Origin of the sequence: Streptomyces sp. NPDC086766, assembly GCF_044746005.1 — a bacterium.
In the GTDB taxonomy this organism is placed as follows: domain Bacteria; phylum Actinomycetota; class Actinomycetes; order Streptomycetales; family Streptomycetaceae; genus Streptomyces.
The window spans coordinates 23,195-35,638 of record NZ_JBIVBI010000001.1 but is presented as its reverse complement, the minus strand read 5'-3'; the positions used below and the strand labels follow the sequence as shown (position 1 = coordinate 35,638).

The following is a 12,444-nucleotide window of genomic DNA, read 5'->3' as shown; positions in this document are numbered from 1 at the left end:
GGGCGCGGGCGCCGCACGGGAGCTTTCTGTGTCCTGTCTCGCCGGTTCCGTACGCCTTGTCGCTTACGGCCTGGCGAAAGTCTTGTGGTCGGTGCGCTGCCCGACCCAGGTGGCTCCCGAGTACGAGGGCGGCGCTTCGGCGTCCGTCCTTACGGAACCTTCCCTAAGCCGGCGCCTTCGCGGCGGCAGTATCGGCGGCCCCTACTGAAACGGCCGGGGCGGCCGGGTCTGCCTCGCGGTCGGGCGCGAGCGGGTCGGTCACGGTGCCGGTCTCTTCATCGAGCAGCCCCTGCGCCAGCCTGGTCACCGCTGCGGGGACCGGCGGCGCCAGGTCGGCCACGGCGCGGAGACCGGACAGGACGTCGTCGGGTCGTACGGCAGGCGTCACGTGCCGAACAACCAGCCGCAGTATCGCACAGGGCTGCTCGGTCGGCCTATCAGCCTGCTGACTCTGTGTTGCGGCGCTCTCCAGGCTCACGACCGCGGGGCGGGCGTCGAAGGTGCGCATGCCGTTCTTGGTCAGGCGCTGGACCTCGACGGTCCCGGCTCCGTTGAAGGCCTCGGCCGCGCGCCCGGCCTCGGCCGGTTCCACGCCGTCCAGCCGCAGCTCCCACACGGAGGCCGTGAGCCGGTCGGCGAGTCCCGAGGTGCGGGCCTCGACCGCCTCGACGATGTCGAGCCCGGCGGGCATCGACTGGTCGAGGAGGACACGCAGCCGCTCCGGGTCGCGGGGCGCGGTGAGCGCGATCTCCAGGTACTCCGCCTCACTGCCCGTGCCGGTGGGTGCGGCATTGGCGTACGACACCTTCGGGTGGGGCGTGAACCCCGCCGAGTACGCCATCGGCACCTCGGCGCGGCGCAACGCACGCTCGAAGGCGCGCTGGAAGTCACGGTGGCTGGTGAACCGGAGGCGGCCGCGCTTGGTGTAGCGCAGTCGGATGCGCTGCACCGCGGGTGCGGGCGGCGGGCCTTCGGGCTGTCGCTTGCCCAGTGTCGTTCAGTCCTTCGTGAGAGCGGTCGTACTGCTACCAAGAGTACGTGTCTCGCGGGCCAGAGGTTCCCGCCGGGCCGCCGGCCGCGGTCGCCGGGGCTCGCCGAGCAGCGCCCGGCGGACGTCCGCGCGGGCCTGCCGCACGGTCCGGCGGGCGGCGGTCAGTGCCTGCCCGGTGGCCCGCCCCACCGCGCGCGCGGCCTCGGCGGCGGGCCGCAGCACGGTGTCCCGCACGACGTGCCCGACCGGGGTGAGCACGGTGCGGTACACCCATCGCACGGGCTCCACGAGAATCCGGCGGAAGAGAGTCCCGAGGAGGCGCCCGACGGCGAGCGAGATCCGTCCGGCGACCCGCCAGGCGTGCCCGAGGGCCTCCCCCACCTCGCGCGCGACGACGGCCAGCGCCCGGGCGGCGGGGACGAGCACCCAGCGGCACACCGCGCCCGCGGGCAGCACGAGCAGCACACGGACGATCCAGTACAGGACGAACCCGGCACCCTTGACCGCCGCGGTCCCGAGCCACCACAGCCCGCGCCCGCACCGGACGATCGCGCGCCCGCACCAGGCGGCCGCCCGCCCGACGGGCACGAGGACCCATCGGTACAGCCACCGCGCGGGGACGACGACGAGCCGGCCAACGAGCCACGCCAGACCCGCGTACACCCCGGCGGCGACCGCGGCGAGCACCAGCCCGATCCCCCGGACCAGCCAGGCCAGGGCGTGCCCGACCGGCGTGAGCACCCGCGCGTACAACCAGGCCAGCGCGGTGGCGACCCCCCGCCCGGCCCACGCGAGGGCGTGCCCGAGGGGAGTCAGCACCCGGCGGTGCAGCCAGACGAGCGGCACGACGACGAGCAGCCGGCCGAGCAGGCCCAGCACCCTGCCGACGGGCACGACGACGTACCGCCACAGCGCCGTCCACGGCCAGACGAACAGCGCCCACCCCAGCAAGGCCGCCGCCCGCCCGAGCGGCCGCAGCACGGTGTCGCGGACGACCCGCCCGCCGACGACGAGCGCGTCCCACAGCATCCGCACCGGCAGGACCAGCACGAGCACGACGATCCGCACCGGCAGCCGGATCACGCGGACCAGGCACCCCTCGGGCGACGGACCGTACGGCGGCGGACCCGACGGCGACGGGCGGGGCGGCGGCTTCTCCACATCCATACCGGCGTAGACGCCCGGACCGTGCGAACGGATGCGGCCCGCCCGCGCGCCCGTCCGGGAGACCGCCCGCCGCACTCGCCCCGCCCGTCCGGAGGGCCGCCCGCCGCGCCGCTCCTCGGCGCCCGCCCGCCGCGGGTTGCAGGGCTCCTGGCGCGGGCGTTTTCTGGAGGTACTGGAACCAACCGGCGGCGAAGCGAGAGCACCCAAGCCGAAGCGGCACGAGCCGGGAGCCGGCACTTCCGTGTGCGCCCCCCGCGTGCGTCCCCCGGAGCGGCCGGTACGTCCGCCGCCGTCATCGAGCGTTCGACGCGGAGGTGACCCAGGTGAAAGCCGTCGTCTACGAGAAGCCCTTCAGCGTGGCCGTGAGGGATGTCGACGATCCCCAGATCCAGCACCCGAACGACGTCCTCGTACGGATCACGTCGTCCGCGATCTGCGGGTCGGACCTGCACATGTACGAGGGCCGTACGGCCGCGGAACCGGGGATCGTGTTCGGGCACGAGAACCTCGGCATCGTCGAGGAGGTCGGCAGCGGTGTGACCTCCCTCTCCGAGGGAGACCGGGTCGTGATGCCGTTCAACGTGGCCTGCGGATTCTGCAAGAACTGCCTTGCCGGGGCGACCGGATTCTGTCTGACCGTCAATCCCGGCTTCGCGGGCGGGGCCTACGGCTATGTGGCCATGGGCCCGTACAAGGGCGGCCAGGCCGAGCGGATGCGCGTGCCGTTCGCCGACTTCAACTGCCTGAAGCTGCCGCCGGGTGAGCAGTTCGAGACGGACTTCATCCTGCTCGCCGACATCTTCCCGACCGGCTACCACGGATGCGAACTCGCCCAGGTGTCCCCCGGCGAGAGCGTGGCCGTCTACGGCGCCGGCCCGGTGGGGCTGATGGCCGCCTACTCGGCGCTGCTGCGCGGGGCGTCCAAGGTGTTCTCCGTCGACCGGGTGCCCGAGCGGCTCGCCAAGGCGGAGGAGATCGGCGCCATCGCCATCGACTTCACGAAGGGAGACCCGGCCGAGCAGATCAAGGAGAAGATGGGCGGCGAGGGGACCGACAAGGGCGTGGACGCCGTCGGCTACCAGGCGCAGGCGCACGACGCCAGCCACGAGGAGCCCGCCGTCGTCCTCAACGCGCTCGTCGACACGGTGCGGGCGACCGGCAGGCTCGGCGTACCGGGTCTGTACGTGCCCTCCGACCCCGGCGCGCCCGACGAGCACGCCAAGCACGGCCAACTGCTGGTGTCCATCGGCAGGATGTTCGAGAAGGGCCAGCAGATGGGCACCGGTCAGTGCAACGTCAAGCGGTACAACCGCCAGCTGCGCGACCTGATCATCGCCGAGCGCGCCAAGCCGAGTTTCGTGGTCTCCCACGAACTGCCGCTGGACCAGGCGCCGGAGGCGTACGAGAAGTTCGACAAGCGGATCGAGGGCTACACGAAGGTGGTACTGCACCCCGGCCACGCCCTCGCCGCATGAGACACGCCGCGCCCTGACGGGGTGCGCCACGGGCCCGGACGCTCAGCGCCCGGGCCCACCCGTGTTCCCGCACACCCGCCCCCGGACCCGCGGAGTGCGCCATCCGTGTGTGTGAATTGGTCCAAGTCATGGACAAAACGCCGTGTTTTGGTTGTTTTTGCCGCAACCGCGAAGACATCTGCCCCATGATCGCCCCGGGTTTCGGGAACTACCCGAACCGGTGCACACAAGGAGCAACGAATGAGTCCTGAGTACAGGACCTCTTCACTTCTCGGGCCGGTGGCACGAGACGGGTTCAGGAAAGCGGGCATGGTGGCCTCGCTCGCGCTGGTCCTCGCGGCCGGCGTGGCCAGCCCCGCCCTCGCCTCGGCGCGCAGCGTGGGTCAGCACACGGTCATGGCCGGCGGCGGCGACAAGTGCGACGACCACTCGAGGCACGGCTCGTCGCACGTCACCGTCTACGGCGGCCACGACAAGGACCACTGCAGGGGTGCGACCGGCGCGACCGGCCCCCGGGGTGCCACGGGAGCCACGGGAGCCACCGGAGCCACCGGAGCCACCGGAGCCACCGGAGCCACGGGAACGGGTGCCACGGGAGCCACCGGTGCCACGGGAGCCACCGGTGGCCCCGGCCCCTGCTCGGACATCGACGCCCAGCAGAACAACGGCGCCTTCGAGCTCCGCGCCGCCCTGACCGGTGGAATCGTGTACGCGGGCCTCCACGACCTCCGGGGCACCACCGACCAGCCCTTCCTGTGGACCGACCTCAGCAACAACGCCGACTACCCGAACGGCGGCAACGACCCGCAAGGGTTCCCCATCGGCACCCCCTGCGGCGTTTCCATCAACGGGCTCACCCCGGGTACAGGCGCGAGCAATCCCATCAAGATCGATACCATCACCACCACGGGGCAGGTCTGGGAGACGACCTGCACCGTGAACCTCGCCACCCCCCCGGCCGACCTGACTTGCGACGACCCCTGGGTCGAGCTCAACTACCAGCCGGAAGTCGGCGCGGTCAACGGCGGTAGGGACATCACCTCCTGACCGTGGCCCGTCCCGGCGCTCAGCCACTGAGTCCGCCGGTCCGGTGAACGACGCATAAGGGGTGTCCGAGCGGTCGGCGAAGACCACTCGGACACCCCTTGCGTCACCGGCCGCGGACCCTGCCCTCGTTCTTGCGTACGAGGAGGCTCACGGTCATCCCCGTCACCGGCATGCTCCTCAAGATCTCGTACCGGCTCTGCAGGGCGATCGCCTGCGCCGGATTGATGGCGCCGAAGGGGAAGTCGGCACCCTGGGCCAACAGCCAGATGCGCCGCTCGCCCCCAAGGCACCGGACCGGCACGGGGCACTGGACCGCGTACAGATCGTTGATCGCGACGGGGGACTTCGCCAGGAAGACGTCGCGCATCCCGAGGTCACGGGGCAGGTAGTACTGGACCCCGCCGTCGAGCTTCCAGGTGTTCTCACGGTCGTAGACGACGGCGTCCCCGGGCTGGTGGCCCCGACGGATCACGTCGGCCGCCGCCTTGTAGTCGACGGGCACGGGGGCGTCGTGCTCGAACGGCGTCCGCATCTGCTTCTGGTCGGGCAACGTCAGCGCGACCAGCCCCGCGACGAGGACGGCGGTGGCCCTCCTGGACCGGGCGAGCGCGGCCAGCCCGGCACCGGCGAGCAGCGCCCAGGCCGGAAGGGTGAACAGGACGTATACGTGCCGGAAGTAGGAGACCCGGCCCTGCGAGGCGCACCAGACGAGGGCGACGGGCAGCAGGGCCCAGGCGCCGCACAGGATCAGGGCCGGCCTGCGCGGTGAACGGGCCAGCAGGGCAAGAGTGATGAGGGCTCCGGCGCACGGGGCGGAGGCGAAGACGTCGCGCATGAGGGACGTCAGCGCCCAGCCGTCGGGCTTCGGCACCCAGTACAGCTGGCGCTGCACCTGCGCGTTCCCGAGCAGGACGACCGGGGTGACACAGACGGCCACCGCCACCAGGGCGAGAGCGGACTTCCACCACAGGGAGCGGTCCCGCCGGGCCCGGGGCACCAGCAGGCAGAAGTGGGCGAGCACGACGGACAGCGCGATCAGGTGGAGCAGCCCGACGACGGCCAGCGTGAGGGAGTAGGCGGCCCATCGCCAGGGGCTGCGCGGGCGGTCCAGCGCCCGGAGCAGCAGGAGCGTCGCCAGACAGACGGCGAACACCACCAGTGCGTAGCTGCGGGCCTCCTGCCCATAGCGGCTCACCGCCGGCACGACCGCGAAGAGAATTCCGGCGAGAATTCCGGCCCGGTAGCCGAAGAGCCGGTCTCCGATGAGACCGGTGAGGGACGCGGCTCCCGCCACGGCCAATGCGGTGGGAAGCCGCAGGGAAATGACAGAATCACCGAACAGGCCCACCCACAGGTGCATCAGCAGGTAATACGTTCCGTGCACGGCGTCGACGTTCCGGAGGGTGGCGAGGATCTGACCGGTGCCTCGGTTCACCATGTCCCAGGTGACCAGCTCGTCGCGGCCGAGCAGGGAGTCGGTCAGGCCGTAGCAGGTCAGGCCGAAGGTGAGGACGAACGGCCAGAGCCACAGGCCGGCCCTGCGCCAGCCGGAATCCGCCGTGTCGACGCTCTGCTTCTCGTCGCGTGGCGACGGAAGCGGCGCGGTGATGACCATGAGAATCTCCCATGCCGGGGTCAGGAACTGCCCACTTATACAAGGCGGCGGACAGTCGGATCGGCAGGCGGGTCACGGCCGTCACCCGTATGGATGTAAAGCCACGGCGGCGTTCCTTGCAGGGGTTTCTTCAGCCCGGTAAAGTCGCCGCCCGATCCTTTTCATTACAGAAAAGAAAAAGTCATGAAAACGGTCTGCCTCAATATGATCGTCAAGAATGAGGCCCATGTGATTCGGCGCTGTCTCGAATCCGTGCGCCCGCTTGTCGACACCTGGGTCATCCTGGACACCGGCTCGACCGACGGCACCCAGGACATCATCCGCGAGACACTCGCCGACCTGCCCGGGGAGCTGCACCAGAGCCCCTGGAAGGGGTTCGACCTGAGCCGCACCGAGGCGATCGAGCTGGCGCGGGAGCGTGCCGACTACCTGCTGTTCATCGACGCCGACGACGCCATCGAGACCGCCCCCGGCTTCACGATGCCGGAACTGACCCACGAGTGCTACGACTTCGAGGTGCGCCACGGCCCCATCGTCCACTGGCGCCCGACGATGGTCTCGACCCGCCTGCCCTGGCGGTACGTCGGCGTCCTGCACGAGTACCTGGAGTGCGGCACCCGCTTCAGCCGGGCGACCCTCGACGGCGCGCGCATGGTCATCCTGGGCGGTGGCGGCCGCCTGACGGGCAGCCAGCGGGAGAAGTACCTCCGCGACGCCGCGATCCTCAAGGAGGGTCTCCGCAAGGAGCCGGACAACGCCCGTTACGCCTTCTACCTCGCCCAGAGCTGGCGCGACGCCGACGAACCCGCGAAGGCGCTCGCCGCGTACGACCGGCGCGCGGCCATGGGCGGCTTCGCCGAGGAGGTGTTCTGCGCCAAGCTCTACGCCGCCCGGCTCGCGGTGACGCTCAAGCGCCGGACGCCCGAGGTCATGACCCGTTTCCTGGAGGCCCACGAGGCCCGGCCCACCCGGGCCGAACCGCTCGGCGAACTCGCCCGGCTGTGCCGCACGGACGGGGAACGCTGGCCGCTCGCCTACCTGTTCGCGCGGCGCGCGGTCGAGATCCCGATGCCGCCGGACATCCTGTTCCTGGAGCACAGCTGGTACGAATGGCGGGCGCTGGACGAGTTGGCCGTGGCGTCCTACTGGACGGGCGAGTACCGCGAAACGCTGGAGTGCTGCGAGAAGCTCCTGGACGGCGGGCATCTGCCCGATGACCACCGCCAAAGAGTCGTCGCGAACAGGGACTTCGCGCTCGCCAAACTCCGCCTGGGCGCCGGCCCGGACGCGAGAACCCTCGCCACCACCTGATGGCGCCGGGCCTGCCGATCAGGCGTGTGCGAGCCAGTGTTCGAGCAGCGCCTCCCGCTCGCGGGACCTGAGGACCTCGGCCGGCCGGCTCTGTTCCCACCACTCGGTCATGAGGGCGGGCGTGGCGGTGCCCGCGGTGAAGCGGCTGATCAACTGACGTGAGAGATCGACCTCGCGGGGTGAGTAGGCGACGGCCGCTCCGGCGTAGACAGGGGTCCGGAGTGTGCCGTGGGGTGTGGTGAGAACCACGGTCATCTCGGTGGGACCGCTGGGCACCCAGGCGTCCAGGGCCGCCGCGGCGAAGCTGGCGGCGCGGGTCGCCCATCGCCGCAGGGTGGAACGGACCGGGACTTCGGTGACCTCGAGGTCGGAGATCTCCGGCCATGTCCAGTCGCGCGGGTGGGGACCCGTGACGCGGGGCCCTGATGGCCGGAGCACCACGTCGGCGGCCGGTGCCGCCGCGGGCGCTCCCACGTACGCGCCCTCGGCCGCGACCCAGAAGAGTCCCACCGTGGTGCCGGCGTCGGGCTTGCGGGGCGGCATCGCTTCCATTCGCTGTCTCCTGAGTCGACCCGGTAAAACCGCAAGCTTGTACGACACCCGGCCCCGACCTGCCTTTTCCGGCCAACCCGGTCACCCGCAAGTCGGGAATCGGCCCCCGGGGGACGGCGACTTCGCGCACCCGATGCAAAACTTTCCGGCCATGTTGTGAAGGGTTCCGGCCGATGTAGGGTGCCTGGGCATCAGGCGAGCGAAGGAAACCAGCCTTGACCACGATCCGGCACAGCCGGGCGGGAAGACGACAGGCCATGCGCCGGATCCGCCCACGGCGCTCTCCCGCGATACCCCTCCTCGCCCTCGCCTGGGCCGGAGCGGCAGCCGTCCTCTGGCTGTGGTGGCACGACACCCCCGCCGTCGCCGCGACCACGGCCGACCGGCTCACCAACGCGGGCCGGATCTTCGGGCTCCTCGCCGGCTATGTGATCGCCCTGACCGTCGCGCAGATGGCACGCGTCCCCGCCCTGGAACGCCGGGTGGGTTCGGACCGGGTGACACGCTGGCACGCGATGAGCGGCCGCTACGCGCTGTGCCTGACCATCGCCCATGTCCTGTTGACCCTGTACGGATACGCGCTCCAGGCGGACACCGGCATCGTGGCGGAGACCGTCTCCGTGGTGACCGGCTACCCCGAGATGATCAAGGCGACGGCCGGCACGCTGCTCCTGCTCCTCATCGGGTTCGTCTCCGCCGGAGTCGTACGGCGCCGCATGCGCTACGAGACCTGGTACTACCTGCACCTGCTCACCTACATCGCGGTCTACCTCTCCTTCTGGCACCAGCTGGCCACGGGTGGCGACTTCGTCGACACCGCCACCGCCCGCACGGCCTGGTACGCCCTCTACCTCGTGGTCGGCGCCCTCGTGCTCTGGTACCGGGTCCTGGTCCCGGTACGGCTCAACCTCCGGCACCGGATGCGGGTCGAGTCGGTGACACAGGAGGCACCCGGCGTGGTCTCCGTCCTGATCCGGGGCAGACGACTGCACCGGCTGGGCGCGGAGGCCGGCCACTTCTTCCGCTGGCGGTTCCTGACCAAGGGACTGCGATGGAGCGCGAACCCGTACTCGCTCTCGGCGCCGCCCCGCCCCGACCTGCTGCGGATCACCGTGAAGGCGGTCGGCGAACACAGCCGCGCCCTCGCCGGGCTCCGGCCGGGCACCCGGGTGTGGGCGGAGGGCCCGTACGGCGCGATGACGGCGGCGCGCCGCAGCCGCGGCAAGGTGCTGCTGCTGGCCGGTGGCGCGGGCATCACCCCCCTGCGGGCCCTGTTCGAAACCCTGCCGGGCGGCCCCGGAGACCTGACGCTGCTCTACCGGGCCCGCACCGCCGAGGAACTGGCGCTCCGGGCCGAACTGGAGGCGATCGCGGACGCACGCCACGCCCAGTTGCTGTACGCGGTCAACAGCGCCGACGGCAAGCGGCCCGCCATCACCGCGAAGCTGCTGCGCAGAATTCTGCCGGACATCGCCCTGCACGACGTGTACGTGTGCGGGCCGCCGGGTCTCGCCGAGGAGTCCTACGCGGCCTTGCGCGAGGCGGGTGTACCCGACCGCCGCATCCACCACGAATCCTTCGAGTTCTGACCCAGGAACCCCGAAACCGGCGCCCCTGTGACGCCTGTGGCCGAAAGAGCGCTGTGAGAGGCATGAGGAAAAGGCATCCCCTGCGACAGCTGGTGCTGGTCAGCGCCGCCACCGTCTCCACCGTGGTGGTGCTCCTCGCCCTCAAGCCGCACACGGATCCCGCGCTCGCCCAGGGCGACACGGCCTCCACGTCCCCCGGCGCGGTGGTCACCTCCCCCTCGTCCTCTCCTGCTCCGTCGCTCTCCTCCTCCACCTCGGCCACCCCGACGAAGACGGCCAAAAAGCGTGCGTCCTCCCCGACCGCGCGGGTGTCGCACTCCTCGTCAGCGGCACCGGCGAAGACCAGCAGCGCCCCCTCCGCTCCGAAGACCACGTCGGCCGCCCCCGCCGCACCCACGACGCGAACCGTCACGGGTGGCACGGTCCAGACGAAGTACGGTCCCGTCCAGGTACGGATCACCCTCACCGGCGGCAAGATCACCGATGCGGCCGCCGTCCAGTCGCCCTCGTCCGCGCCGAGGAGCCAGGAGATCTCCGCCACGGCGGTCCCCAAGCTCAACCGGGAAACCCTGGCAGCGCAGAGCGCGAACATCGACTCGGTGTCCGGCGCCACCTACACCAGCCAGGGCTACAAGCAGTCCCTGCAGAGCGCGTTGGACCAGGCCGGCTGAGGGGGCGCCGGGGTCCCCGAGGGGAGGCGCCGGGTCCCCGAGGTGTCCGTCTGCGGGCCTCGGCGGGCGCCTACGCCCGTAGGAACCCGTGGCTGCGCTCCACTTTCGCCACATGCAGGGTGTAGCTCCGGTACCACTCGCTCCGCCCGCGCTTCTGCGCCGCGCGGTGCTCGGCGTTGTTCCGCCACTCCGTGAGGGCGTCGGCGTCACGGAAGTACCCGACCGTGATGGACAGCCCACCGGGGGTCCCCGCGTGGTCCATCCCCAGGAACCCGGGGACGTCCTTCACCAGGTCTTCCATGCGTGCGGCGGTCTCGCCGTAACCGCTCCGGTCCTCGGTGGGCACCGAGGTGAAGACAGCCACGTAGTAGGGGGGGTCAAAGGCCTCGACGGGCACGACGGGCGCTTCGGAGTGATCGCTCATGGCGCCACTGTGAAGGAGGACGCGCCCAACGGTCCAGCGTCTGTCCTGAACCGGCCTCGCCCTCCCGCACCTGCGCCGAGGCCCCCGACCACCCGGTCGAGGGCCTTCGCCCACGTCAGTGCGCGTGCCCGCTCGAAGCCGGGGCCGGACCCGCGTTCTTGACCGCCAGAGGCAGAAGCTTCTTGCCGGTCGGGCGGATCTGGATGGAGGTGTCCAGTCGAAGGTGAGCGCGTCGGCGACCGTCGCGTCGCCGATCCTTTGCACCGCGAGAGTGTGATCGGCGGCGGCCCGAGGGGAGCCGCCGCCGATCACGTCCGTCAGCGCATGTCTACGAGGAGGGTGTTGAGTTCAGCCTCCTGATGGGCCGGCGACATCGGCGGGTTCGAATGGTCGATGCCGAAGGTCTTCAGGACCTGGTCCATCTGGGCGTCGATGAACGTCCAGCCGGTGTTGTCCAGCGGCTGCAACGAAGACTGGTCGGCATCCCAGAGATCACGCAACGACTGGGCAGCGGCGTGGGCCCCGGTCGCGTTCCCCATCCGGGCATCCTTCAGAGAGGCCGACGCGAGTGCCTTGAGCGCGTCGACCTTGGTGGACGGGAAGTGCTTCACGGCCTGGCCGGGGGCAAGGTGGACAGGGGAGGTGGCGTCCTCCTCCGGCGCCGGGCCGACGTGCGGCCGGCTGTGCGCCCAGAACAACAGGCTCCCGGTGGCGACGGCGAGGAGGCCGAGGCCCACGAGCGCGATGCGCTCCCTGCGCGGGTTCGTAGTGATCTGCGGGGTGTGCGTGGCGTCGTAGGTCTCGGTCACGTCGGAGCGCGTCACCGTCAAGTAGATGACGGTCGCCAGGATCAGGCCGAGAAAGATCAGGCTGGTGGTGAAGGTGCCCAGCGCGAGGCCGGTCGGCTCGCCCGGCTGAGCGACCTTCGGGGAGGCGAGCCAGTCGCCGATGTTGGCGCCCAGCGGGCGGGTCAAGATGTAGGCGAGCCAGAAGGACAGCACGGGGTTCGCGCCGGACTTCCACAGCAGTGTGATCGCCGCGATGAGGCCGAGCGGCAGCAGGACCGAGACTCCCGGGCTCCAGCCGGTGAGCTCGAGGGTCCAGTCGCCGGTCGCGGTGCCGAGCGCGAAGGTGACGAGGACGGCGAGCCAGTAGAACGACTCACGCGGCAGTGTTGTGACCGAGTGGATGGAGAGGGTGCGCTCGCGCAGCCACCACACGCCAAATACCACGGCGAGCAGGACCGAGAACACTGCGGAGCTGATCCACAGCGGCACCTTGAGCTGGTCGGTCAGGATGTCGGTGTACAGCGTGCCCGTGACACTGACAACGACCACGGTCAGCCAGTACGGGAAGGGGACGTACCGCTTGAACCGCAGCTGAACGCCCAGCACCACCGCGAACACCGCCGTGAAGATCCAGGCGGTGTTCACCAGGCCGACGCCCAGCTTCATGTTGATCCAGTCGGCGAAACTCTCACCGACGGTCGTGCAAAGGATCTTGATCACCCAGAACCAGATGGTGACCTCGGGAACCTTGTTCAGCATCAGCCGCCCGGAGCGGCGTGTGCGGGCTTCGCTTGTCGTCGTCATGCGACGAGGT

Annotated in this window: 11 protein-coding genes; 5 read left to right on the top strand and 6 right to left on the bottom strand. The window is 70.8% G+C overall.

Features of this window, described 5'->3' with window-relative positions; translation table 11 throughout:
- Positions 1–163: 163 nt before the first annotated feature.
- Together ACIPM1_RS00165 and ACIPM1_RS00160 are read right to left on the bottom strand one after the other, a co-directional pair.
- Complete coding sequence (locus ACIPM1_RS00165) at positions 164–949, bottom strand: TIGR03936 family radical SAM-associated protein (protein ID WP_402426784.1); 786 nt, start codon at positions 947–949, stop codon at positions 164–166.
- Positions 950–997: 48 nt separating this feature from the next.
- Complete coding sequence (locus ACIPM1_RS00160) at positions 998–2,158, bottom strand: hypothetical protein (RefSeq protein WP_402426781.1); 1,161 nt, start codon at positions 2,156–2,158, stop codon at positions 998–1,000.
- Between the two features lie 323 nt (positions 2,159–2,481).
- Between ACIPM1_RS00160 and ACIPM1_RS00155 the strand changes: the two genes are divergently transcribed.
- Together ACIPM1_RS00155 and ACIPM1_RS00150 are read left to right on the top strand one after the other, a co-directional pair.
- Positions 2,482–3,633: a glutathione-independent formaldehyde dehydrogenase gene (locus ACIPM1_RS00155; protein WP_402428104.1), complete on the top strand. Its 1,152-nt coding sequence runs from the start codon at positions 2,482–2,484 to the stop codon at positions 3,631–3,633.
- A gap of 309 nt (positions 3,634–3,942) precedes the next feature.
- Positions 3,943–4,680: a hypothetical protein gene (locus ACIPM1_RS00150; protein ID WP_402426778.1), complete on the top strand. Its 738-nt coding sequence runs from the start codon at positions 3,943–3,945 to the stop codon at positions 4,678–4,680.
- Between the two features lie 103 nt (positions 4,681–4,783).
- Here ACIPM1_RS00150 and ACIPM1_RS00145 read toward each other — a convergent pair whose 3' ends face one another.
- Entirely contained in the window at positions 4,784–6,295 is a 1,512-nt protein-coding gene (locus ACIPM1_RS00145) for a glycosyltransferase family 39 protein (RefSeq protein WP_402426775.1), read from the bottom strand.
- 183 nt (positions 6,296–6,478) lie between these two features.
- Between ACIPM1_RS00145 and ACIPM1_RS00140 the strand changes: the two genes are divergently transcribed.
- Positions 6,479–7,606: a glycosyltransferase gene (locus ACIPM1_RS00140; protein WP_402426772.1), complete on the top strand. Its 1,128-nt coding sequence runs from the start codon at positions 6,479–6,481 to the stop codon at positions 7,604–7,606.
- 18 nt (positions 7,607–7,624) lie between these two features.
- On the opposite strand, the gene ACIPM1_RS00135 is transcribed toward ACIPM1_RS00140, so the two are convergent.
- The gene (locus ACIPM1_RS00135; RefSeq protein ID WP_402426769.1) at positions 7,625–8,158 is read right to left on the bottom strand and encodes a hypothetical protein; all 534 of its coding nucleotides are present in this window, start codon (positions 8,156–8,158) and stop codon (positions 7,625–7,627) included.
- Positions 8,159–8,415: 257 nt separating this feature from the next.
- Between ACIPM1_RS00135 and ACIPM1_RS00130 the strand changes: the two genes are divergently transcribed.
- Together ACIPM1_RS00130 and ACIPM1_RS00125 are read left to right on the top strand one after the other, a co-directional pair.
- Entirely contained in the window at positions 8,416–9,747 is a 1,332-nt protein-coding gene (locus ACIPM1_RS00130) for a ferredoxin reductase family protein (RefSeq protein ID WP_356181062.1), read from the top strand.
- 62 nt (positions 9,748–9,809) lie between these two features.
- Positions 9,810–10,418, top strand: coding sequence for an FMN-binding protein (locus ACIPM1_RS00125; RefSeq protein ID WP_402426766.1), 609 nt, complete (start codon positions 9,810–9,812; stop codon positions 10,416–10,418).
- Between the two features lie 70 nt (positions 10,419–10,488).
- Here ACIPM1_RS00125 and ACIPM1_RS00120 read toward each other — a convergent pair whose 3' ends face one another.
- Together ACIPM1_RS00120 and ACIPM1_RS00115 are read right to left on the bottom strand one after the other, a co-directional pair.
- Entirely contained in the window at positions 10,489–10,842 is a 354-nt protein-coding gene (locus ACIPM1_RS00120) for an antibiotic biosynthesis monooxygenase family protein (RefSeq protein WP_402426763.1), read from the bottom strand.
- A 317-nt stretch (positions 10,843–11,159) separates the two neighbouring features.
- A complete protein-coding gene (locus ACIPM1_RS00115; RefSeq protein WP_402426760.1) occupies positions 11,160–12,434 on the bottom strand; it encodes a hypothetical protein in 1,275 nt (424 codons plus the stop codon).
- Between the last annotated feature and the right edge of the window lie 10 nt (positions 12,435–12,444).

Excerpts from the sequence above, each read along its gene's own strand:
- ACIPM1_RS00150 (WP_402426778.1), top strand. The coding sequence starts at position 3,943 with ATGGTGGCCTCGCTCGCGCTGGTCCTCGCGGCCGGCGTGGCCAGCCCC.
- ACIPM1_RS00115 (WP_402426760.1), bottom strand. The coding sequence starts at position 12,434 with ATGACGACGACAAGCGAAGCCCGCACACGCCGCTCCGGGCGGCTGATG.
- ACIPM1_RS00130 (WP_356181062.1), top strand. The coding sequence starts at position 8,416 with ATGCGCCGGATCCGCCCACGGCGCTCTCCCGCGATACCCCTCCTCGCC.
- ACIPM1_RS00140 (WP_402426772.1), top strand. The coding sequence starts at position 6,479 with ATGAAAACGGTCTGCCTCAATATGATCGTCAAGAATGAGGCCCATGTG.
- ACIPM1_RS00135 (WP_402426769.1), bottom strand. The coding sequence starts at position 8,158 with ATGGAAGCGATGCCGCCCCGCAAGCCCGACGCCGGCACCACGGTGGGA.
- ACIPM1_RS00120 (WP_402426763.1), bottom strand. The coding sequence starts at position 10,842 with ATGAGCGATCACTCCGAAGCGCCCGTCGTGCCCGTCGAGGCCTTTGAC.
- ACIPM1_RS00145 (WP_402426775.1), bottom strand. The coding sequence starts at position 6,295 with ATGGTCATCACCGCGCCGCTTCCGTCGCCACGCGACGAGAAGCAGAGC.
- ACIPM1_RS00160 (WP_402426781.1), bottom strand. The coding sequence starts at position 2,158 with ATGGATGTGGAGAAGCCGCCGCCCCGCCCGTCGCCGTCGGGTCCGCCG.
- ACIPM1_RS00125 (WP_402426766.1), top strand. The coding sequence starts at position 9,810 with ATGAGGAAAAGGCATCCCCTGCGACAGCTGGTGCTGGTCAGCGCCGCC.